The organism is Okeanomitos corallinicola TIOX110 (assembly GCF_038050375.1).
Lineage (GTDB): Bacteria > Cyanobacteriota > Cyanobacteriia > Cyanobacteriales > Nostocaceae > Okeanomitos > Okeanomitos corallinicola.
Genome location: NZ_CP150886.1, coordinates 1148454 through 1170397 on the forward strand (window position 1 = coordinate 1148454; position 21944 = coordinate 1170397).

The window sequence follows — 21944 nt, forward strand, 5'->3', positions numbered from 1 at the left end:
CTGATTCCTGACTCCTGGCATTTTTAGTAGTCATCATCTCTATCTCTGTATCTTGGTGGTTCTGGACGACGACGACGGGGTTGTTCTCGTTGGTTGTCTCGTAAACGAAGACTGACTTCATTAAAGAAATCTTCGCGGACAACAGGGTAGTCACTGACCCAGAGATTACGACTGGGGATGTAGATATTACTAAATTCTTCTATACTGCTTAAATCTGAGCGATTTGACATCACGATCATTTCTGCAATTTGACCACGGGCGATCGCTTTATGAACAGAACGTAAGGGAGCATCAAATTCAATACTAAATCCGGTATTATCGCCTACTTCTAAGTTAATCCGTTTTTCGCGGTTTTCAATAATTACTAACTCGCCTTTATTGTTGACTGTTTCCTGTTTACCAGTTAACTTTTCTGTGATCCACCAATCTAATACTCGGCCACGAAAAAAGCCGCTGTACTTGTAACGGCGGCATTTTGAATTGCGGATACTGGCTTGAAATACGGGATACCATAACCAAAAAAAAGCACCAAATACCCCAAATACAAACACTAACCCAAAATCTAATTTAAAAAAGATTTTTAACAGCAAAATTACGACTACAGTAACGACAGAAATTAATAGTCGTTGTAAAAAGTTATTAAATTTTCCCCAGTAGTATTTGTATTGTGAACCACTGGCAATGAGGGGGATAATTTGTTCAAATTTTTGACGAGTCAGTGGAACAAGCATATTTTAGATTTTAGATTTTAGATTGTAAAAATTGCAAATCGAAAATTTCTCACAGACAGAGATATTAATAGATACAGCATATTTCATTCTTATGAGGTACAAATCATAATAAAGAAACTCTTGTGGGGTGGGCATCTTGCCCGCCAATAATGTACCTCATTACACCGGAAAGTGCTGTATGGTGGTCAGGATCAGGATATCAATTCATTTTGAAAATCAAGCTAAAAATATATTTTACTACTTTACGGGTTTAGCACGGCTAAACCCTGATTCCTTCCTTGATTAAAGGATTTTTTCTAAGCCATATACTAAAGACTTTAACTGATTAATTTTGCGAATTGCCAGTAAGACTCCGGGCATATAACAGGAGCGATCGCTTGTATCATGGCGTAGGGTGTAAATTTGTCCTGCTGCACCAAAGATCACTTCTTGATGGGCAATTAATCCAGGTAAACGCACACTATGAATTCTAATCCCTTCGTCGGCTAAAGATCCTCTGGCTCCAGCTATTTTTTCCGTTTCTTCCACTTGGGGAGGGTTAAAAGTTTTACCCATTTCCGCTAATAACTGGGCGGTTTGAATGGCTGTACCGCTTGGTGCGTCGGCTTTTTGGTTGTGATGTAATTCAATAATTTCTACATGATCAAAGTATTGGGATGCAGTGACTGCGGCTTGTTGTAGCAGTACCATCCCGATAGAGAAGTTAGGAATAATTAAACAACCTGTGCTGGCTTTTTCAGCAAAATCACTTAATTCTTTGAGTTGTTCAGGACTTAAACCAGTAGTTCCGACTACGGGACGAATACCATAGGCGATCGCACTGCGAACATTATTATAAACTGTATCAGGATGGGTAAAATCTACCATTACTGCTGGTTGTAGCTGTCTTTCTCCGGCTACATATCCTAACATTGGCTCTAATTGATCAGTAATTGGTACTTCTAAAGGTTCACTTAAACCTGCTAGTTCTCCTGCATCTTTGCCTTGATGTTCTGGTGAAGTATCCAAAGCACCCATTAAAATCATATCTTCTGCTTGGGCTACGGCTTTAATTACTTCACGTCCCATTTTGCCAGCTGCACCGTTGACAATTACGGGAATGGTAGATTGATTGGTCATATTTCCTGAAAATGCGTTTTTAGTTATTTTACTGCGATTATGAAAAGTCTTTTAGTATTTCAGTTTTGTCTTGAGTTGATGCCTTAACCGCTTTGTTGCTATATATAGAAAGATTATATGGTTATGATTGGCAAATTACGACATTTCCCAAAAATTTATATAAGATGGACTGATTAACACCAATGAATCTGTAAAGGTGAGTTGGTTGTGTTCCTTGTTAAAAAAATCATTTCCCACCAATGAACAGAAAATTTGTTTTGGCTTTGCTTTCTAGTCCAGTTCTGTTTATGTCTATTTTATCTACAGTGATGATAGCTAGAAGTGCTTATGCTAATCCTGTAGTTATTCCTGTCGGTACACATTTATCTTGTATCCGTTCTCCCCATTCCGCAACTATACGTCAAACTTGCATAGCCGTAGCTGATACAACTAAACCCGCTATAGAAATAGCACAAGCTCAAGTTGAAAATAAACAAAATCCCACAGAACCAGAAGAATTAATCTTTACAGAAGCAGAAAGTGATGAGGCAATCAAGTTATTTGGCTGTGATTGTCCTGCTTGTCTAAGTGCTGTGCGTCAGTTACATGGTTTACCACCTTTACCCGTTTAGTGATGCCACATTATTTTTAAAGTGCCTGTATTATCAAAAAAAATATAGGTCGAATCTATTTTCTGAGAAATATTGTAACTGGTGTGGGGAAAGAGTTTTCCCTCACCTTTCAATGGTAAATTTCGGATCTAAAAAGTGATCTGTCGTAGCTGATATTTTGAATGATTAAATTACCTATTCAAAAGTTAACTTCATTCACAAAAAAATTTTTTATTCACGTGCGTTAAAGATGACAAAATGCAAGGAGTAAGATCACTGCAACCGTTTATTTAATTCATGTGTGTTGATTGAATAGGTTGCTTAAATTGAACTATCAACGTCCGTCAGGATTCCATTCTTCAATGTCTATGTATTTATTTTCTACCAAATCCAAAGGTTCAATTACTCCACTAGAACTAGATACACGAAACCAATAAACTGGACTTGTGGTTTTATCTGGATGATTTTCAAAAACTTTCACTACATAAAAGGGTTTATTTTCACTGGGATAATCAGCTACGGTTGCTGAAACGCTTATTGCACCCTTAGAAAGGTTTTTGATTTCTTTAGCTTTGCGTTGTACTTGTGCTAAATTCCATACCGAATTGAAAGCTTTTTGTTTATCTATTTTGATGCTAGTATCAGCAACATTTGTCAAATGAGCGGCATTTTCTGTAACAGCATCTCTTGACTCAACTAAATTATGAGCATGATAATGTTGATATAAGCTATTGATCAGATATCCTCCTATTAATCCCACTACGAAGGCAGAAATTAAATGATAATAGTTGAGTTTTTTCTGAGGATAGTAGGTTAATGGTCTCCTTTGATAATGTACTAGCTGTCCTGATTGTTTGTGAGGATAATTAATTAATTGTTTTCTTGTGTTACCCCTAAGCATAGTCAATAACCTCCGTAGTTGTGTAATTTTTATTTCCGTGTAACTATGATACCAGGGGTTGTAACCCCTAGATCCAGTCTTGACAAGGAAATGAGTGTTGTTTTACTGAAGTTTGCGGGACTTAGTGCATAAATTTTTAACCTGTTTTTTAGTCACGGGGAGATAGAAAATAGCGATCCCCATTCCTAACATCCTATAACTAATCTCAGCTATATGGTCAATAATAGGTGACTGGACAGCTAGGATATTTGTTGATATTCTTTCTGGTGGGAGATTTCAGACACATAAATTTTTTTGTCTAATACAGCAGATATATTAAAATTTATAGTCAGTTGAGATGAAATTCTGGAAAATATCTATTAGCTATGACTAAACAAACCAATATAATTGTTGTTTTCGATATTGATGGTGTTATTCGTGATGTCAGCGGTTCTTATCGTCGCGCTTTAGCCGATACTGTAGAACATTTTACGAATCAAATGTATCGTCCCACCGATGTAGATATTGATAATCTTAAGTCTGAGGGAATTTGGAATAATGATTGGGAAGGTTCTCAGGAATTAATCTACCGTCACTTTGTCAGTGAAGGGATGATTCGTGAAGAAATAGAATTAGATTTTGAACATATAGTTAGCTATTTTCAATCTCGTTACCGAGGTACAGATCCAGAAAATTGGAATGGTTATGTTGCTCATGAACCTTTATTATTACAACCCAGCTATCTAGAACTGCTAACACAAGCAGGAATTGATTGGGGATTTTTTAGTGGTGCTACTCGCGGTTCTGCTACTTACATTTTAGAAAGACGTTTGGGTTTAAAATCTCCGGTTTTAGTTGCAATGGAAGATGCACCGGGTAAACCTGATCCGACGGGATTATTTACAACTATTGATTTGTTAGAAAATGGTGGTGATCAAAAGCAAACTGTGATTTATGTGGGTGATACCGTTGCAGATATGCACACTGTAGAAAAAGCTAGGAGTTTAGATAATTCTCGGACTTGGGTGGGTGTGGGAGTGTTACCTCCTCATGTCCAGGGAACTGTAGAACGTAAGGATGCTTATACACAAACATTGATAAAAGCAGGTGCAAAGGTGGTATTTAGTAATGTGCAGGAATTAACACCGGAGAAGATTGAGAAGTGGGAAATCGGGTCATCAAATTTTTGAATAATCTTGATTTTGGGAATGTTCACTTTACCAAAACTCAAAGATAGTTAACTCTAAAACACAGTCTTGATCCCTCACATAAACATATGTCTTACTCATAAGCTGTATCTAATATGATAGAGTTTCTGTTAGATTCAGCTTTAATCTAATTTAAGGTGGATAAATGTTAAAAAATGTTTTGGCTCAGATTGCAGCTTCTTCTTCTTTTCTTAATCTGTTCATATTTTTAGGTTTGATTACTACTTTAGTAGCATTTAGTGTCCGCTGGTGGAAACAAAAAAATACCTACAAATCTCTGCAATCACTCCCTTCTCCGCCCAAACACTGGCTATTAGGAAATATTCCGCAAATATTAGCAGCAGTCAAACAAAAGAGATTTTTTCAATTATTATTTGATTGGAGTCAAAAACTGGGTCCAATGTATGTTTATTGGGCTGGCCAACCAACGGTAATTTTAAGTAAGCCAAAAGTTATAGAAGAAACTGTAATTAATGGCATGAGAGACGGTAGTTTAGTTAGATCCAAGCGTGCAAGAAAAGCTTGGAATGACATTGGTGGATCTATTCTTTTGGGTCAAAATGGTAGTGAGTGGCAGTGGCGACGCAAGGCTTGGAATCCTGAATTTAGTTCTAGCAGTTTGTCCAAATATGTAGAAATTATTAGTCAAGCTTGTGAACAAGTTATTGAGAAAATTCAACAAACTGAATCACCGAAAGAAGTTCAGGTAGATCATTTGTTTGTAGAATTAACAATGAGGGTGATTTCTTGTCTGGTGATGGGTATTCCTGTGGATGGAAAAACTGTTAGTCATGAAGGTCAACCCCTTGATGTTGCTCAGGTATATGAGGCTACTTCTGTTTTAAGCTATCGCTTCTTACGGGTAGCTACTGGTGAAAAAATGTGGAAAAAATATCTACCCACTAAAAATTCACGAGATTACTGGGCAGCAAGAAGATATCTAGATGAGTTAATCGGTCCCCGTGTGGATTTGGCTTTGCAATTGAGAGAGCAAAACAAAACTGACTTAGAAAAAGTTAGTTCTTTGTTTCAGGAGTCAATGTTAGTGAAGATAGCTGCCAAGGAACCAAATTACAATCGGGAATCACTCATAGCAGAAGCTATTGAACTTTTAATAGCTGGTACTGATACAACAGCCCATACTATATCCTTTACAATCGCAGAGTTATCATTAAATCCCAGAGTTTTTCAAAAAGCCAGGGTTGTAGTTGATCAAGTTTGGGAAAAACAAGGCTGTATTACTACAGAAAGCTTTAAGGATTTAGCTTACATCCAAGCTATTTTTAAGGAAACGTTACGTCTGTATTCTATCGCTTCTGGCTCAACTTCATTGGAAGCTGAACGAGATATTGTCATTGACGGTCAAGAGATTCCCCGTGGTACAAAAATATTCTGGTCAATGCTTGCTGCTGGCAGAGATCCAGAGGTATATTCCCAGCCTGAAGAATTTCTACCAGAACGTTGGCTAGACAAAAATAAGGAAACTCATCAATTACCGATGATCACTTTTGGATCAGGTTCTCATCGTTGCTTAGGTGAGCATTTATCTATGTTAGAGGCAACAGTCATGCTGTCCTTACTACTGCATTATTTTGATTGGGAATTGGTTAATGGTCGTTCATCTGTAGAACAGTTACAGCAAAATCTTTTGATTTATCCTGCTGATGGAATGCCTGTACGTTTCAAATTAAGAACACAGGAAAGTTAGGAACACAGGAAAGTTAGGAACACAAAAAATCAAGCGATCGCCTCTAACACTCTGTTCTCAGCGATCGCCTAATTTAATGATTATCTATACTGTTGCACGAGCAAGATAGCCTAATTCTGCCAACTTCTCTAAAATCTTTTCTGTGCTTTCTTCAATAGTTTCTTTATCTGTTCTACACTCTATATCTGGATCTAAAGGTGCTTCGTAGGGGTCATCAATACCTGTAAAGTTCTTAATCTCTCCATTTCTGGCTCTTTTATATAAACCTTTAACATCTCTTTCTTCACATACTGCTAAAGGTGAATTCACATATACCTCAATAAAATCACCAATACGTTGTTTTACTTCATCTCTAATTTCTCGATAGGGTGAAATTGCAGAAACTATGACAATGACACCATTACGAGTTAAAAGATGAGATACAAAACCTATGCGTTTGATGTTTTCATCCCGATCTTCTTTACTAAAGGTCAAACCTTTGGATAAATTCAGACGTACAATGTCACCATCCAAAACTTCAACTTTACTTCCTAATGCTCTTAATTTTTTCTCTAAAGCTCCTGTAATGGTACTTTTACCTGCACCACTCAAACCAGTTAACCAAATTGTCACGCCAGATTTTTGTAAATTCATTTAATTTCCAATGCCTCTAAATTCAATGTTTGAGATTTAAAATTGGTTTTTTGTAGATCTAGCCTAAGTGATAACTCTGAATTACCCTGGTTTATACGTATTACCAGTTAATCTTGAATATATTAGCCCATAATCTAGTCAATGTCTTTGGTTAATTACCATAACTGGTAATGTACACCAAATCATAAGTAACTTGGTTTACAGACTAGGTATTTTTGTCAAAAGTGCCTATTGTAATTTCAAAAACTTATCTAATGCTGCTACCATACTGGGAGGCCAACGACGGATATTTGTTACCCAGTTCATATCTTTGTATCGTATGTCTAACCCATAGGCTGCTACCCAATTACTTTCCGCTTCTCCTTGGTTTCCTCCTACCCAGTACGCAGCTGTTAAAGCAGCACGCATATCGGCAAATTGAGGATATTTACGGACGATGTTCCGCATTTCTCGGATAGCGTCATCTATTTTACCAGTTTCATACAGTGCTAAGGCATAATTAGCACGAGCAAAAGCAAAGTTAGGTGCTATTTCTGTGGATTTTTGATAATCTGCGATCGCTTCTTGCCATTTTCCTAATCCTGCTTCCGCATTACCACGGTTATTATAGGCCATGGCATCATTAGGATCTAATTCCAAAACATAATTATAATCGCTGATCGCTTCTTCCCATCTTCCCAAACCCTCTAACGCTGTACCCCGGTTCAAATAAGGATCTGTGACATCAGGTGCTAATTCAATGGCTTTGTTATAATCTGTCAATGCAGCTGCTAATTTATTCTGACTTACCCTTGAATTACCTCGATTACTCCATATTGCCGGATTATTAGGGAATTTTTCGATAATTTCTGTCCAATACTTTTCTGCTGTGGCAAAATCACCTCTATTTGTAGCTGTAAAGGCTTTATTTGCTAATTCATCCCCTAATTGTAACTCTTCTGGGGTAATAGTTTGGGTTTGGGCGATCGCAGGTGTACAAAAGCCAAAGGTCAGTAATAAGCTCAGAAAAATACAAATTATCTTAATCATTTAACTCTCGGTTATGTGCAACAGAATTAATGATATAGCAGACAACAGCTAACAGGGAAGATTTTTCAAGTTATTCTAAAATAATAAATATCAGGTTATGGTACATGACTATGGTGAAAGTAACTACAGATCAAAAACTGACTTTAGCAGAATTTCTCAAACTCTCAAACCAAGATGTAAACTATGAGTTTGTTGATGATTATGCAGTACCCAAGGTGTCACCAAAATTTTATCATTCTAGTTTACAGCTAACTTTAGGTTTATTAATTCGTCAATGGTGTAAAGGCAAAGGTCGAGTTCTTCCAGAATGGGCAATTATTTTGAGACGTAAAGGTAAAGATTGGTGTCCAGTTCCCGATTTAACTTATATTTCCTATCAACGTCTGCCCAAAACCTGGCAATATAATCAAGCTTGTCCTGTGTCTCCAGAATTGGTGATTGAAATTATTTCTCCTGGTCAAACTATGGAGGAATTTATTAATAAATCCAAGGATTATTTTGCAGCAGGAGTTGCACGGGTTTGGATAATAGATCCAGAAGCAATTTCTATTAGGGTGTTTCTCTCTGCTATTAAAAGTCGAGTTTATACTAATGAAATGTTAATTATTGATGATTTATTACCTGGGTTTGAGTTAACAGTTAAGCAGTTATTTACAGAAGCTGAGTTGATTTAATTTTAGTCATTTATGAATTAGGATTTTTGGAAACTAACCGCTCCAGATACAGAGAGCGCAAACCCTAGATAAACATGAGATTTTCTGATCAAATAGAGGGGTTTAGCACTGCTAAACCCATACTAATTCCTGCTATTTACAACAAAGATAACTGCTCATTAGGTGGTGTAAAACCCATGTGTTGATAAGCTGTTTTTGTCGCTACTCTACCTCTAGGTGTACGACTTAAATATCCAATTTGCATTAAATATGGTTCATAAACTTCTTCTATAGTTTGGGTATCTTCTCCTGTCGCTGCGGCCAGAGTTTCTAATCCCACAGGCCCACCATTGAAGTTTTCAATGATTACACTTAACATTTTCCGATCTGTCCAATCTAAACCGCAAGGATCGACTTGGAATAGTTGCAATCCTTCCGCTGCAATATGTTGATCAATTTCTGGAAATGATTTTACTTCCGCATAATCACGGACTCTTTTTAGTAGTCTATTCGCAATTCTCGGTGTTCCCCGTGAACGTTTGGCGATTTCTGTTGCTCCTTCTGAGTTAACGGGAGTTTTTAATAATTCCGCAGTCCGCAGAACAATTTGACTGAGTTCATCAACTTCGTAAAATCGCAGTTTTTGAACTAGACCAAAGCGATCGCGTAATGGTGAAGTTAAAGCACCGACGCGGGTTGTCGCTCCCACTAAGGTAAATTTAGATAACGGTATACTTCTAGTTCTGGCACTCGAACCTTTGCCAACGGTGATATCTAAGCGATAATCTTCCATTGCTGGATACAAAATTTCTTCAGTCATCCGGGAAAGCCGATGTATTTCATCTATAAACAGCACATCACCGGGCTTGAGATTTACCAATATCCCCACAATATCCCTTGGTCTTTCCAAAGCTGGAGCGCTGGTAAGTTTATAATTTACCCCCATTTCCGATGCTAAAATCATCGCCATCGTGGTTTTACCCAACCCAGGTGGACCGTATAGCAGCAAGTGATCCATGACTTCACCCCTAGATTTTGCTGCTTTAATGGCAATATCTAAGACATCTTTTAAATCTTTCTGTCCAATATAATCAGCAAATTTCTGGGGTCTAATACTTTCTTCTTGCTTACCTTCTTCATTAATTGCTGCTTCCGGTTGCAGTATATTTTCCTGTGTAGATGGTTGTTGAGAAGACTCTTTAGCCGACCTCCGGTTTTGCTTTGGTTGTCCGTTTGGTTCTGGAGACTGTTTTTTTGAGGAAAATATCGGCATAATTCCGCTATCTTAATTTAGGTACTGGGTATTGTTGGGGAGGTAAGGAGGTAAATCAAGTCAAAAGTCAAAATTACAACACTGTCTGGCTTCTGCCTTTTGTTACCTATAACCTAATTTCCCAATTGCCTTTACAATTTAAATTCCTAGCAATTACCAGGAGTGAAAAAATATATGTTGTCTAAAAGAATTTTACCTTGCTTGGATGTCAAAGCGGGACGGGTTGTCAAAGGAGTTAATTTTGTAGACCTCAAGGATGCCGGTGATCCAGTGGAATTAGCTAAGGTTTACAACGAAGCTGGTGCTGATGAGTTAGTGTTTCTAGATATTACAGCTACTCATGAAGACCGGGACACAATTATTGATGTCGTTTACCGGACTGCTGAACAGGTCTTCATTCCGCTGACTGTGGGTGGAGGAATTCAAACCTTAGAAAATGTTAAAGGTTTGTTACGAGCCGGGGCTGATAAGGTTAGTATTAATTCTGCGGCCGTCCGTAACCCAAATTTAATTAATGAGGCGAGCGATCGCTTTGGGAATCAGTGTATTGTTGTTGCTATTGATGCTAGACGCAGACTCGACCCCGAAAACCCAGGTTGGGATGTGTACGTACGTGGTGGCAGGGAAAATACTGGTAAAGATGTCTTGCAGTGGGCGCGGGAAGTTGAAAAAAGGGGGGCTGGAGAATTGTTAGTTACCAGTATGGATGCTGATGGTACTCAAGCCGGATATGACCTGGAGTTAACCAGAGCGATCGCTGAATCTGTAGAAATTCCTGTAGTTGCTTCCGGTGGTGCAGGTAATTGTCAACACATTCACGCAGCATTAACAGAGGGTAAAGCTGAAGCTGCTTTGTTAGCCTCTTTGTTACATTTTGGTCAATTAAGTGTTAAGGAAATTAAAGATTATTTACAGGAAAGATCCGTACCTGTACGATTACCTTTTTGATTCCCGTGACAGCAAACAATTACATCTCCTCCAGGTTAGAGACAGTTACTCGAAACAATGTTAATATTAGTTTACTAGTATTAAGAAATATTAAGAAATATGTTGATTCCTATTTTACTTTTTGATGTGGCACTGGTTGCCTGGTCGCTGCACCTAATGGAGAAAGCTTACCAGAGCAAAGAATTTTCATTAATGTTAGCTGGGACATTGGTTGCTCTAGCAGCAGCAGCAATGTTAGTAGTTTATTTTTTAATGGGACATTGTATGAGTTATTTACTACAAGTTTCATAAAGGCAGGAGGCAGGATGTAGGTAATGGGGAGGATAAATAACCCAATACCCCATGCCCAATGCCCCATGCCCGTTCTATTTAACCACTCGTAAACGTTGAGTAATCATAGTCATGCCCCCATTTCTGAGAATCACCGCCGAAACCCATTGTGAGCCGGGGGTAGTTGGTGCGCGGCCAGTTTTAAACAGTCCACCAGCATTGAGTAGTTGTAAATCTACAGATGTGGGTTTTAGATATTTGTTTGGTGTAATGGTTTCTTCCATCGCGCTACCCAAAAGAAAATCATTACCGAGAGGTTCTTGCACAATGGCATCAAAATGGTATTTTTGACCGATTTTGACCTGTTGGGGTAATTTAATTTCTACTTGAGGTGGTTTGTTACCAGAGGTAAGTTGAGTACGTTCTGATAAAATCTCTTGAGACAGTATTTTTGTCCCAGAAATCCGCTGACGGGAAACAATAGTAGCATTAAGAGCTAAATTGTTACTGTTAACAGAAGGTAAACCTGTAATTGTAGTTATAGTTTCTGCAATAATGGCATTGCCTCGTGATTCCCAAGATTGCAATCTTGTGTTGTAACGTAGTTGGGGATATCGCTGCCAAAAAGATTGTAAAGCTTTTTCCATGGTTTGGCGGTTTAATCCATCTCCATGGGTAAAGTTGGGGCTATAATATTGCATTACAGCTTTAACATCACCCCGACTAGAAGCTGTGTCAATTTGAGTGATTAAATTCTTGAGACTAGCAGGGGCTGTTTCTGGCTTTGCGGCTTGAGCAAACTGCCCATTACTGCTTAAATTAAGAGTCAGTAAGAAAGAAACCAAAGAAATACTGGTAGTTAATGTTTTATGGCGATTCATTAATAAATCAATAATGTTAGTCATTGGTAATAGTTTACTGATTTAATTACAGAAGTTCAGGATTTTGTTTTATCTTAAATAAGCTACGTGCTAAATGGTATAGCTTTCAATGGCAAACCCACCTTTAAAATTATTAATAGCGGCTAGTGGAACTGGTGGACATTTGTTTCCAGCGATCGCACTGGCTGATAAATTACAAGAATATGAAATTCAATGGCTTGGTGTCCCCAATAGACTAGAAACTCAGCTTGTTCCTAGCCAATATCCTCTGAATACCATTTCTGTAGAGGGTTTTCAGCAAGGTTTAAGCCTTTCCTCTCTCAGAATACTCTTTAAATTGATTAGTTCCATTTTTCAGGTGCGGCATATCCTGAAAGCAGGGAATTTCCAAGGACTATTTACCACTGGTGGTTATATAGCGGGGCCTGCGGTTATTGCTGCCCGTTCTTTGGGTTTACCGATTATTTTCCATGAATCTAACGCTCTACCGGGTAAGGTGACAAGGTTTTTTGGCCCCTGGTGCAGTGCGGTAGCTATAGGTTTTGATGCCGCTGCTAGGTATTTACCTAATTGTAAAACAGTTTGTGTGGGTACTCCTGTCCGTCCGCAGTTTTTAGATGAAAATTGTGATCATAGTTTAGATTTACCTATCCCTGATGATGTTCCTGTGATTGTGGTGTTTGGGGGTAGTCAAGGTGCTGTAGCGGTGAATAAATTAGTGCGTCAGTGTGCGCCAGCTTGGTTTGATGCTGGTGCTTACATAGTGCATTTGACTGGTGATAGAGATCCAGAAGCGGATAGTTTGCAGCATTCCCAATATATATCAATGCCTTTTTACAATAATATGGCGGCTTTGTTAAGGCGGGCTAATTTAGCTATTAGTCGTTCTGGGGCTGGGAGTTTAACAGAGTTGGCCGTGTGTGGTACTCCGGCTATTTTAATTCCTTATCCTTTTGCAGCAGAAGATCATCAATCTTTTAATTCTGCTGTGTTTACCGAAGTTGGTGCAGCTTTAAGTTTTCCACAGTCAGAGTTGACACCGGAGATTCTGCAACAGCGGGTTTTAGGTTTGCTGCAATCTCCAGGGGAATTGGCGAAGATGGGTGAGAAAGCTAGGGCGATCACATATCCTGATAGTGCTGATAAATTGGCAACTTTGGTGCGGGAAATTCTTGCTAATGGGTGATTCTCCAACATCCAGAAGCACAGTAAAAAACTAAATCCAGAGAATTTCGTACTTACACAGGACTTACGCCAAATATCTCTAAACCCTCTATTTCTTAATCATAATCACCAATAAATAATACTCATTAGTCAATTGGGCAGATATTAAGTTAAAATAGGAGGCTGCAAACCCAGTAAGTCATAGCCGGAATTGTCCCGGAGGTACGATTGTCAAAATTTATCTTAAAAATTCTCTGGTTAGATGAGAACGTAGCCCTAGCAGTCGACCAAGTCGTCGGTAAAGGCTTAAGCCCCTTAACTAAATACTTCTTCTGGCCTAGAAACGATGCCTGGGAAGAATTAAACAAAGAGTTAGAATCCAAACATTGGATCGCTGATATTGATCGCGTCGAACTGCTAAACAAAGCAACAGAAGTGATTAACTATTGGCAAGAAGAAGGCCGGAAACGCCCAATGGCTGAAGCACAGTTGAAGTTTCCAGAAGTTGCCTTCACTGGTAGCGCCTGATCAGGTAATTGGTGATTGGTAATTGGTGATTGGTGCTTATCAATTGCTAATTATCCAATTAATAGCAAAATTAACCATTTGTAATTGGTAGTAAATTTGCCTATTACGACTAACAAAGATCCCTAAAACCGCCTATGTATGAACTGCAAAAGTTCTTAGCAAGTTATATAGGCGGTTTTGTAATTTTAAATCAGCGAAAAAAAATTAACTTTGATCAGTATTTATCTGCGGTTAATTTTTTAGTCTTTTATTTTATATCACCCTATTTTAATTTCAGAAAAATTCTATGGATAACAAAAAATTAGAATGGTTTAAACTAGCAATAAGAATTAAAGGTTCTGTAATTACAGCAATTTATTTAAGGGTGATTGGTTGCGGAATATTCGGTGTTTTAATTTCTGTACTTCACTATTTTAAACTTCCTGTATCTCAACCAATCTTAGGAACTGTAATTCCTAGTATTGTCTTAGGTTTATTATTAGTATTTAGAACCAATACAGCCTATGAACGTTTTTGGGAAGGCAGAAAAATCTGGGGTTCTATGGTGAATACAGTCCGTAACCTTGCCAGACAAATTTGGGTATCTGTGGATGAAGTAGTTGTCACAGATAAGGAAGACAAAATTAAAGCCTTAAAACTATTGGTAGCTTTTGCTGTAGCGACTAAATTACATTTAAGAAGTGAAGCCAATACTGCTCGGTTAAGGAAAAAGAGGGGGTAAGATCAAGGGAAATATGTTCGCGTTTTATTTACGAGAACTAAGAGCCGAGAGAAAACAGAAAAGCCACACCGTGAACACAGAACAGTGTCCCTATGAATAAAATAATATTCAATTGCTCAAATATAAAGGTAAGAAAGCGAAAATATAATCAGACTAACTAGCAATTTTTTTAATCATAAAAGAAGGTTGATTGATAGTGGTACTACCACGATGACATCGTTTTTTACTGAGGAATTTGGAGCGCGTCTTTTTCAAAACTCTAGGATTACTTCTAAATTGAGGAGGAGGGATTTCTAAATCTAAAATTTCTGCAACTAACCAACTATAAAATAGATGTAAATCTTCAGCAGCAGCTTGTTGGAATTGAGGAACAGCACGTCGAATTAATCGTAAACTACCAGTAAAACTCAAACGTAATGGAGAAATACCAGCTTCGGCAGCACTTTGGAACATCAAACAACGAATACAAAAATGTCCCAACAACCAACCATAAATTTCTTGAATGACTTCACGAGGATTCTTAGAACGAACCAGAGTTTTGCGCCCCAATAGATGCACCTTTAATTCATCCAAAGTATTTTCAGCTTCCCATCTAGTATGATATTCTTGAGCCAAAACCAGTGCTGGGTAAGCCGAAATATCCATTAAATCAGTAATCAAACGGTATACTTTCTCAGAACCATTATCTTCAATCACATATTCAATGACACGAATAGGAATTCTGGTTGCACCTTTCTTTTTAGATTTACCATCAGGTGCAATCCAAGACAAATAAGAACCATCAGCCAAAGTCTTAACTACCTCAAATTTCACATTCGCTGGTACACGACCAAGGATATGACACTTTTGTTTGATTGCGGCATGAACCATTTTAAAAGAATGCAATCCCCTATCCCACATTAACAACATTCCTTCCCCAACACTGCGAAGAATTTGAATCGCTCTTTTTCTTTCGCCAATTCGATAGGGACTCAATAGAGCATCAACAATTACATGAGTTCCTGCTTCTACTAAGAAAACCAATCTAGCTTTGGGAAAAGCTGGATATGTACCCGGTCTTGAACCAGGATAACCAAATACTTTAGCATTGGCTGGAGTATCAGGAACATCAAAAACTGTTCCGTCTATAGCCATCAATCTTAAGTTTCCCAAAAAAGCACCTGGTGTTTGTATTGTAGCTAGGGGTTTTGCTACCATTTCAAACAAACGAGTCATCACAGCAGGACCGATTCTTTGACGTGCTTCGCTGATAGATGAAGAAGTTGGTGCAGTAAAACGTAGACGATGGGGTATTTGTAAACTACTCAAACCTTGAATCAAATTTTTGAAGACATCAACTATGGAGTCAGTTGACCAAAAACTCATGGCAATGACTAAAGCTACAACTACGTGAGTGGGTAGTATTCGTTCTCTTCGCTCTTGAGACGAAGTATTAATGATTGCTCTGTGTATAGTTTGAGCGGGAATGACTTGTTCTAACGCCACCAGCAATTGTGCTTTGGCCACTGATGCTGTAATGACTTCAAAGTTGATTAGTGACATTTGCACCCCTGTTCAGTTTCATTTTAGTTGTAAAATAGTATAGAATAAATGGGTTAATGTTCTCGTACTTAATCCGCGAACAAGTAATTTTTTCTCATTCCCCCCGTAAGTCAATGCCTGCAAAAGACTCAGATATTATTTCTAGAGCCGAATTAATACAACAAGCTATTGCGACTTTACAACTATCTATTCAACAAATTCAGGCTTCTGGGGAGGTAGCACCTCCTGGATGTTGTGTTTTGCGTTACCAAGCACGGGGTAAACAGGGTACTTATTGGTATTACAAGTTGCAGGCTAATAAACCTATCTTCCCTACTCAACAACCTGATAAACTCAGCAAATATAAGCATTTAGGCAAGGCTGGCAGCCCCAATCATATTCATGCTGTCCTCTCAGTTGCCAGACGAACCCAAATTGACCACTTGCAGTCTTGTATTGATTCTCTTAGGCAAAATTGGGTGGAATTATACGATAGCCTCAAAGAGAAAAAGTAAATTTGTTAGTTCTCGTAAATAAAACGCGAACTCTTTTCTCCTGATCTTACCCCCTCGTTTTCCTTAACCGAGCAGTATTGGAAGTGAAGCAGTTAATGATGAATTAAAAGATTTATTGCCCTCATCTTGCTATCTAAATTTACAAACAATGAATAATCCTCCTTTAGAGGTAGCTTTTTGGATTAGTGATTATTTACAACAGCAATATAAACGCAATTGTATCAACAGTTATCAACTGGCAGCTATGCAGGAATTAATCAATATTTTAGTAGATAATTTAGGTTCTTGTGAACGAATTTTAAAAACGCCAATTCCTTTAGCTTATGCTATTCACCTCAAGCAGTTATTATTACTTTATTGTTTGTTATTGCCATTTCAATTGGTAGAAAGTTTGGGTTGGTGGACTGGGTTAATTTCTGCTTTAGTTAGTTTTACTTTATTAGGGATAGAAGCCATCGGTTTGGAAATTGAAAATCCCTTTGGTTATGATCCTAATGATTTACCTTTAGATGCTATTTGTAACACTATGAAAGTGAATATTAATGATTTAGTTACTTTGAATCCTAGCGTGCATTATTGTGAAGAAGATAGAGCATAGAAAGACATAAATTTAATGAACCTTACTCAGATAAAATCTGCGGCAATTCCAATACTCTATCTTTACAGCATTTCCCACTGTTATGAGGGACACATCTAGCGGGCAAGATGCCTGCACCACAAGAGTTTTATGATTTAATATTGTAACTCATTTGAGCGAAATATGCTGTATGTTATGGATTAATTACCCTGTAATGGTGCATCCAAGGTTTTTTCAATGCGATCGCGGGTTTCTAGTAAATGGGCTTTGGTATAGTCATCCTCAGACCTTACCCTTCTCAATGCTAGATTTAATTGTTTGAGTTTGTACCATGCTAAAGTTCTCGCATCTTCTGGAACATCCACTTTCCGTAACACCATTGCTGTTAAAAAGTTCACGTGTTGTCGTTGTAAACCTCGACGTAAACTAGAAATTTTCAACTTACCCTTGGGTTCTAAAATCTCACTCCAAATATCAGTTTGTAAAGAAGTAAATAACTCCGGTAAAGTTAATGCTTTTCCAGGTTCACTTTTTAGTTCAATATCCTTCATTCTCGATAGGCGATCGCCATCAAGTAAATCACTTAAAACAATACTCTGAGTAAACAAAACCAAATCATGAATTGGATAATCTAAACGACCCCGTCTTGGACTACTACCCCAATGTAACCACCGAGAAGGTGCTAATTTATTTAAAAGTTCCGGTGAAAAAGTCAACGCATCTTCCGCAAAAACATACTTTTGTAAAGTATTTAAAGCTTCCCGTTGTTGTTCCACAGGTACAGCTACAAATGGTAAACGTCCTTGACTATCATCAGGATTCACCCGGTAAAAAGATTGACCACCAATGTATTTACTTGTGTAATATAACTGTCGTAAATAATTACCAAAAATGGTATTAAACCTTTCTCTTAAATCACTATAATCTTCACCCGCAATTGGATAAAACCGATCTAATTTTTCCCACATCAACAGAGAATTATCTAACTGCCATTGAGAATAAACTAAGACATTACCGCTATTATCCCAAGGTGCAGAAGTAGGATCAATTTCCGAAGTATCTTCATCCGGTGAATAACTCAACTCTGGGTTTTCCGACTTCTTCGCAATTGCTTCTAAAAATGATTTTTCTGCAATTGTACCTTTAATTCCAGAATAAGTATAACCATACTCAACTGCCCAAACATCATAACTTCCCACCTGATCTGGAAAATAATCTCCTTGGGGCGTACCGCTAGGAGCTATATTAGGGGGAATATAATCCATTACCGAAGCAGTTAAACCCTTAGTCCGAGTAATTTGAGGATTATTCATTTCCTCTGGTGGTAACAAATTACTACCCCGGAAATTATGCCGTAAACCTAAAGTATGTCCCACTTCATGGGCAACAATTAAACGTAAATATTGGTGGACATAATCCTTCATTTGAGCATCATTAGGGGTAGTATTTGATAACATTGACATTGCCAACGCGCCAAAGGCAAATTGATTTGCTGCTTCCATGCCATAGCATAAATCATACTCACCAGCTAGTTTGGATAAATTACCAATTAAACCCTTAGTCTTCTCATTCTCTTGACTACAAAATGGATGGGTTTTCATCAATGCAGACAAGGTAGTATTAGTAGAACCTGATGTTATATTTGGTAAAACTACTTGTTGATATTCTTGTCTTAATGCTCTCACAAAACTAGCATCTATTAAAATATCAGCATCTAAAATCTCTCCGGTTAAAGGATTCACACGGGATGGACCAAGGGCAAAATAACCATCTACAGTATTAATCCAGCGAATTGTATTGTACCTAATATCTGCCGCATCCCAAGTAGCATTATTAGGCATTTGCTTAACTTCAATGGCATCCTTAAAACCAGCTTTCAAAAAAGCTTGGTTCCACATCAATACCCCTTCTTTAATAGCCTCCCGATATTCAAAAGGTACAGCATTATCAACCCAGAAAACTATTGGTTTTTTAGGGCGAGAAATGGGAGCATTAGGGTCTTGTTTTTCTAAATTCCAACGATTAATATAACGAACAAACTGATCATTACTATCATTTTTAGATAAATCTTGATAAGCAGTAATAAAATACCCCACCCGTTCATCTGCTAACCGTGGTTGATAGTTATTATTAGGTAATTGAGAAAGGCTATAATGAATCCGCAAAGTAAAACCACGACTATCAGCCAAAACACCTAAATCTTGACCTCTACCACCACCAGTAAAGTTAAAAATTGATTGTACTTCCAGATTATTAGGAAAAACCTTAGCTGTACCAAAATATGATTGATCTGGACTGGCTGATAATTCTATACTTGCAGATAATCCTGCTAAATCAGTTAATAGTAAATCTCCTAAATCAATGAGAATTGTTTGACGTTCAGGATGAATACTTTGAATACTCAAATTATAAAGAACAGAATCACTAAAAGACCTAGCTAGGGATATTTTTTGTGGATCTCCATCACGGGTTCTAAAATTTACATTCCTAACTACAAATTGTAATTTATTATCTAGTTTTTGGAAATAAAAGAGAAAATCTTGCAATGGTAAACCACTATAAATTCCTCTTTCACCAATCCCTGATTCTAAAGTAGCTGTAGCTAAAAAGTTTTTATTTAATTGTTCTGGCTTAATTTCTAAATAAATTTTATTTTTCTCTTTATTTCGGTAAATTGTAAACACACCTTCTGATTTTTCAGTGTCTTTAGTTACCTCATCAAAATCTTTCAGACTATCACTTTTAGGTTTTGTCGGTTTGGATTTAGAATCATTTTTTTTTGTTGATTTATTCTTGCTATTTTCAGCTTGTAAAAATGGCTGATATGTAGATTTTTTAGTATCTTCTACCACCCAATTAAAATTATGTTTCTCTACCTGTTTATTTTTACTCATTACCCATACCTGGGATAATGGTAAATTTGATTTAGGTAAAGTTTCTATCTCTCTTTGTGCTTTTGTTACTAATGACTGAGCATTAGCAGTTCCCATTCCCAACAAAAAACCTTGTAACAGAAAGATATAAAATTTTAATTTTTTCATTGTAGATTCCCAATAACTATTAGCCATGATTGACTATTGCTATAGTATAAAAGGAAAAAACTGTAAAATAAATTTACTTAAACAAAAATAAATATAGTAGATTATCCGTGACAGGTGACAGAGGGAAAAGTATTTTCTGCAATTAAATCTCAACTTTTGTCACGTTTAAGATTCCCTTAACACGTAACCTACACCCCTGACTGTTTGAATGAGGCGTTTTTGTCCTTCTTCCTCCATTTTTAACCGCAAGTAGCGAATATAGACTTCTATCACATTTGACTCACCCATGAAGTCATAACCCCAGACATTTTCTAAAATCTGTTCACGGGTTAACACCTCACGAGGGTGTTCCATAAAAAACTTTAATAATTCAAATTCTTTCATGGTTAAATCAACGGTTTTACCATTGTGCAGAACGCGACGAGAACTGATGTCTAATACCAAATCTCCAAATCGCAATTGTTCGTTACTATCCACATCGGGTTTGAGATAAAGACGAACTAACTGTAAAAAATCTTCGGAACGATAGGGTTTGAGTATATAGTCATCAGCACCGGCTTCTAAACAAGCCGCACGATCATCAACTGTATCTCTGGCCATTAAAATCAATATGGGGGGATGCTGGCCAATTGTACGAATATTTTTACACAAAGATATTCCCGATTCCCCACTTAGCATTCTATCTATGACAATTAACGCAGGTTGAACTTCCTGAAACTGCTGTAAACCACTGGTAGCATTAGCAGCGATAATTGCCTCATAACCAGCTTCTTGTAAATCAAAAGCTAATTGACTAGCAAGACTATCATCGGGTTCAATCAACAAAACGCAGTTGCTAAGTACAGGGATCATATTAATTGGTGATTGGTGACTGGTGATTGGTAAATTTACTGTTTCTTTAATTTTCCAAAGTTTAATTTTAATAACTGAATCTACAATTATTCTGCAATAAAGTTTAGATACGATTAGCCAACTACCAATTCTGGAAGAAAAGCATTTTTGATTTTAGCTAATAACTGATAACTGATATTATGGCAATTCTACAGAATTGGGTTTGGCAATGTGTGGCAGTCCCCAACCTAATTTTTCTCGAAGGATGCGGAAAAACTCTGGTGACTGCAAACGAATGAATTTGGCTGTATATGGCGATCGCTCTAAATATACTCGATCTTCTGGCATCACATAACACCCACCATTACCATCCACTACCATCACCATGCGGGGTACATTCACAGGACAGATATTTACTGGTTGATTATCAGGAAACACTAAAGCCCTAGAAGCCAAGGAATGGGGGCAAATAGGTACTAACTGCAACACAGGTACACCCGGTGTCACTACCGGACCACCAGCACTCAAGGAATAGGCTGTAGAACCAGTAGGAGTAGAAACAATGACCCCATCTGCGGCAATATCTACCGCTGCATGACGACCTATTTCTATTTCAAAATGGCACATCGAGGTCAATGGTTCTCGATGTAATACCATTTCATTTAAGCACAATGCTTCCCACAGTACGTCTTTTTGCCTTAACACTTTGACATTGAGCATGACTCGTTCTTCGATTTCATGCTCTTTTGCCATTACCTGCTCTATGGCTTGGGGTAACTGGTTCAGGTAAGTTTCTGTCAAAAATCCCATGTGACCAGTATTTACAGTTAACAATGGTATACCACAGGGGGCAACTTGACGGGAAGCTGCTAAAACAGTTCCGTCTCCCCCTAGTACCACTGCAAACTCCATTTCTGAATCAAAACCAGGTGGTGTGAGAGCTTCTATGGGGGTGTGGCACACAGGACTATCAGGATTAGAGTAGCCCAATATACCACCAATGCTTGCGGTCACACATACATCCCAACCAGCTGCGGTTAGCTGGTCTTTGAGTTCGATAGCGGTTTTAGTTGCTATCGGTTTAACGTCGTTGTAGATAATGCCTGCTTTCGGCACATTCAAA

The 21944-nt window shown here is 37.8% G+C and carries 20 protein-coding genes and 2 pseudogenes; 11 read left to right on the forward strand and 11 right to left on the reverse strand.

Going from position 1 to position 21944, the window contains the following annotated elements:
* Positions 1-23: 23 nt before the first annotated feature.
* Both WJM97_RS04990 and dapB read right to left on the reverse strand, forming a co-directional pair.
* The gene (locus WJM97_RS04990; RefSeq protein ID WP_353931941.1) at positions 24-731 is read right to left on the reverse strand and encodes a phosphate ABC transporter permease; all 708 of its coding nucleotides are present in this window, start codon (positions 729-731) and stop codon (positions 24-26) included.
* Between the two features lie 282 nt (positions 732-1013).
* A complete protein-coding gene (dapB, locus tag WJM97_RS04995) occupies positions 1014-1850 on the reverse strand; it encodes a 4-hydroxy-tetrahydrodipicolinate reductase (protein ID WP_353931942.1) in 837 nt (278 codons plus the stop codon).
* A 239-nt stretch (positions 1851-2089) separates the two neighbouring features.
* Here dapB and WJM97_RS05000 point away from each other — a divergent pair, with 239 nt between their 5' ends.
* Positions 2090-2461, forward strand: a complete 372-nt coding sequence (locus WJM97_RS05000) for a hypothetical protein (protein ID WP_353931943.1) — start codon at positions 2090-2092, stop codon at positions 2459-2461.
* Positions 2462-2774: 313 nt separating this feature from the next.
* On the opposite strand, the gene WJM97_RS05005 is transcribed toward WJM97_RS05000, so the two are convergent.
* Positions 2775-3341: a hypothetical protein gene (locus WJM97_RS05005; protein ID WP_353931944.1), complete on the reverse strand. Its 567-nt coding sequence runs from the start codon at positions 3339-3341 to the stop codon at positions 2775-2777.
* 365 nt (positions 3342-3706) lie between these two features.
* On the opposite strand from WJM97_RS05005, the gene WJM97_RS05010 reads away from it, so the two are divergent.
* Positions 3707-4510, forward strand: a complete 804-nt coding sequence (locus WJM97_RS05010) for a TIGR01548 family HAD-type hydrolase (protein WP_353931945.1) — start codon at positions 3707-3709, stop codon at positions 4508-4510.
* 163 nt (positions 4511-4673) lie between these two features.
* Positions 4674-6236 (forward strand): cytochrome P450, encoded by a 1563-nt coding sequence (locus tag WJM97_RS05015; protein ID WP_353931946.1) that lies wholly within the window; start codon positions 4674-4676, stop codon positions 6234-6236.
* A gap of 84 nt (positions 6237-6320) precedes the next feature.
* Here the strand turns inward: WJM97_RS05015 and cysC are convergent, their stop codons facing one another.
* Positions 6321-6869 carry an adenylyl-sulfate kinase gene (cysC, locus tag WJM97_RS05020; protein ID WP_353931947.1) on the reverse strand — a complete coding sequence of 183 codons (549 nt, stop codon included), beginning with the start codon at positions 6867-6869 and terminating at the stop codon, positions 6321-6323.
* 228 nt (positions 6870-7097) lie between these two features.
* On the reverse strand, positions 7098-7898 hold the full coding sequence (locus tag WJM97_RS05025; protein WP_353931948.1) for a tetratricopeptide repeat protein: 801 nt from the start codon (positions 7896-7898) through the stop codon (positions 7098-7100).
* A 104-nt stretch (positions 7899-8002) separates the two neighbouring features.
* On the opposite strand from WJM97_RS05025, the gene WJM97_RS05030 reads away from it, so the two are divergent.
* On the forward strand, positions 8003-8572 hold the full coding sequence (locus tag WJM97_RS05030; RefSeq protein ID WP_353931949.1) for a Uma2 family endonuclease: 570 nt from the start codon (positions 8003-8005) through the stop codon (positions 8570-8572).
* 136 nt (positions 8573-8708) lie between these two features.
* Here the strand turns inward: WJM97_RS05030 and ruvB are convergent, their stop codons facing one another.
* On the reverse strand, positions 8709-9824 hold the full coding sequence (gene ruvB / locus WJM97_RS05035; protein ID WP_353931950.1) for a Holliday junction branch migration DNA helicase RuvB: 1116 nt from the start codon (positions 9822-9824) through the stop codon (positions 8709-8711).
* A gap of 174 nt (positions 9825-9998) precedes the next feature.
* Here ruvB and hisF point away from each other — a divergent pair, with 174 nt between their 5' ends.
* Both hisF and WJM97_RS05045 read left to right on the forward strand, forming a co-directional pair.
* Complete coding sequence (gene hisF / locus WJM97_RS05040; protein ID WP_353931951.1) at positions 9999-10772, forward strand: imidazole glycerol phosphate synthase subunit HisF; 774 nt, start codon at positions 9999-10001, stop codon at positions 10770-10772.
* Between the two features lie 99 nt (positions 10773-10871).
* The gene (locus tag WJM97_RS05045; protein WP_353931952.1) at positions 10872-11063 is read left to right on the forward strand and encodes a hypothetical protein; all 192 of its coding nucleotides are present in this window, start codon (positions 10872-10874) and stop codon (positions 11061-11063) included.
* Positions 11064-11137: 74 nt separating this feature from the next.
* Here WJM97_RS05045 and WJM97_RS05050 read toward each other — a convergent pair whose 3' ends face one another.
* Positions 11138-11947 carry a nuclear transport factor 2 family protein gene (locus WJM97_RS05050; protein WP_353931953.1) on the reverse strand — a complete coding sequence of 270 codons (810 nt, stop codon included), beginning with the start codon at positions 11945-11947 and terminating at the stop codon, positions 11138-11140.
* Positions 11948-12032: 85 nt separating this feature from the next.
* Here WJM97_RS05050 and murG point away from each other — a divergent pair, with 85 nt between their 5' ends.
* From murG to WJM97_RS05065, 3 genes and pseudogenes are all read left to right on the forward strand, one after another.
* Positions 12033-13109: an undecaprenyldiphospho-muramoylpentapeptide beta-N-acetylglucosaminyltransferase gene (gene murG / locus WJM97_RS05055; RefSeq protein WP_353931954.1), complete on the forward strand. Its 1077-nt coding sequence runs from the start codon at positions 12033-12035 to the stop codon at positions 13107-13109.
* A gap of 206 nt (positions 13110-13315) precedes the next feature.
* Positions 13316-13615, forward strand: a complete 300-nt coding sequence (locus WJM97_RS05060) for a 30S ribosomal protein PSRP-3 (RefSeq protein ID WP_353931955.1) — start codon at positions 13316-13318, stop codon at positions 13613-13615.
* Between the two features lie 286 nt (positions 13616-13901).
* Positions 13902-14300 (forward strand): annotated as a pseudogene (locus tag WJM97_RS05065) (bestrophin family ion channel); the annotation flags it as partial.
* Positions 14301-14489: 189 nt separating this feature from the next.
* Here the strand turns inward: WJM97_RS05065 and WJM97_RS05070 are convergent.
* Positions 14490-15878, reverse strand: coding sequence for an IS4 family transposase (locus WJM97_RS05070; RefSeq protein WP_353931353.1), 1389 nt, complete (start codon positions 15876-15878; stop codon positions 14490-14492).
* 113 nt (positions 15879-15991) lie between these two features.
* Between WJM97_RS05070 and WJM97_RS05075 the strand changes: the two genes are divergently transcribed.
* Together WJM97_RS05075 and WJM97_RS05080 are read left to right on the forward strand one after the other, a co-directional pair.
* A complete protein-coding gene (locus WJM97_RS05075; protein ID WP_353931352.1) occupies positions 15992-16372 on the forward strand; it encodes a hypothetical protein in 381 nt (126 codons plus the stop codon).
* Between the two features lie 85 nt (positions 16373-16457).
* Positions 16458-16970 (forward strand): annotated as a pseudogene (locus WJM97_RS05080) (bestrophin family ion channel); the annotation flags it as partial.
* A gap of 179 nt (positions 16971-17149) precedes the next feature.
* Here WJM97_RS05080 and WJM97_RS05085 read toward each other — a convergent pair.
* From WJM97_RS05085 to WJM97_RS05095, 3 genes are all read right to left on the reverse strand, one after another.
* Positions 17150-19990: a zinc-dependent metalloprotease gene (locus tag WJM97_RS05085; protein WP_353933111.1), complete on the reverse strand. Its 2841-nt coding sequence runs from the start codon at positions 19988-19990 to the stop codon at positions 17150-17152.
* A gap of 165 nt (positions 19991-20155) precedes the next feature.
* The gene (gene nblR / locus WJM97_RS05090) at positions 20156-20842 is read right to left on the reverse strand and encodes a response regulator transcription factor NblR (protein ID WP_353931956.1); all 687 of its coding nucleotides are present in this window, start codon (positions 20840-20842) and stop codon (positions 20156-20158) included.
* 177 nt (positions 20843-21019) lie between these two features.
* Positions 21020-21937, reverse strand: coding sequence for an NAD(+) kinase (locus WJM97_RS05095; protein WP_353931957.1), 918 nt, complete (start codon positions 21935-21937; stop codon positions 21020-21022).
* Positions 21938-21944 lie beyond the last annotated feature (7 nt).

Bases quoted from the DNA above. Each gene is read 5' to 3' on its own strand.
- WJM97_RS04990 (WP_353931941.1), bottom strand. From the start codon at position 731: ATGCTTGTTCCACTGACTCGTCAAAAATTTGAACAAATTATCCCCCTC.
- dapB (WP_353931942.1), bottom strand. From the start codon at position 1,850: ATGACCAATCAATCTACCATTCCCGTAATTGTCAACGGTGCAGCTGGC.
- WJM97_RS05000 (WP_353931943.1), top strand. From the start codon at position 2,090: ATGAACAGAAAATTTGTTTTGGCTTTGCTTTCTAGTCCAGTTCTGTTT.
- WJM97_RS05005 (WP_353931944.1), bottom strand. From the start codon at position 3,341: ATGCTTAGGGGTAACACAAGAAAACAATTAATTAATTATCCTCACAAA.
- WJM97_RS05010 (WP_353931945.1), top strand. From the start codon at position 3,707: ATGACTAAACAAACCAATATAATTGTTGTTTTCGATATTGATGGTGTT.
- WJM97_RS05015 (WP_353931946.1), top strand. From the start codon at position 4,674: ATGTTAAAAAATGTTTTGGCTCAGATTGCAGCTTCTTCTTCTTTTCTT.
- cysC (WP_353931947.1), bottom strand. From the start codon at position 6,869: ATGAATTTACAAAAATCTGGCGTGACAATTTGGTTAACTGGTTTGAGT.
- WJM97_RS05025 (WP_353931948.1), bottom strand. From the start codon at position 7,898: ATGATTAAGATAATTTGTATTTTTCTGAGCTTATTACTGACCTTTGGC.
- WJM97_RS05030 (WP_353931949.1), top strand. From the start codon at position 8,003: ATGACTATGGTGAAAGTAACTACAGATCAAAAACTGACTTTAGCAGAA.
- ruvB (WP_353931950.1), bottom strand. From the start codon at position 9,824: ATGCCGATATTTTCCTCAAAAAAACAGTCTCCAGAACCAAACGGACAA.
- hisF (WP_353931951.1), top strand. From the start codon at position 9,999: ATGTTGTCTAAAAGAATTTTACCTTGCTTGGATGTCAAAGCGGGACGG.
- WJM97_RS05045 (WP_353931952.1), top strand. From the start codon at position 10,872: ATGTTGATTCCTATTTTACTTTTTGATGTGGCACTGGTTGCCTGGTCG.
- WJM97_RS05050 (WP_353931953.1), bottom strand. From the start codon at position 11,947: ATGACTAACATTATTGATTTATTAATGAATCGCCATAAAACATTAACT.
- murG (WP_353931954.1), top strand. From the start codon at position 12,033: ATGGCAAACCCACCTTTAAAATTATTAATAGCGGCTAGTGGAACTGGT.
- WJM97_RS05070 (WP_353931353.1), bottom strand. From the start codon at position 15,878: ATGTCACTAATCAACTTTGAAGTCATTACAGCATCAGTGGCCAAAGCA.
- WJM97_RS05075 (WP_353931352.1), top strand. From the start codon at position 15,992: ATGCCTGCAAAAGACTCAGATATTATTTCTAGAGCCGAATTAATACAA.
- WJM97_RS05085 (WP_353933111.1), bottom strand. From the start codon at position 19,990: ATGAAAAAATTAAAATTTTATATCTTTCTGTTACAAGGTTTTTTGTTG.
- nblR (WP_353931956.1), bottom strand. From the start codon at position 20,842: ATGATCCCTGTACTTAGCAACTGCGTTTTGTTGATTGAACCCGATGAT.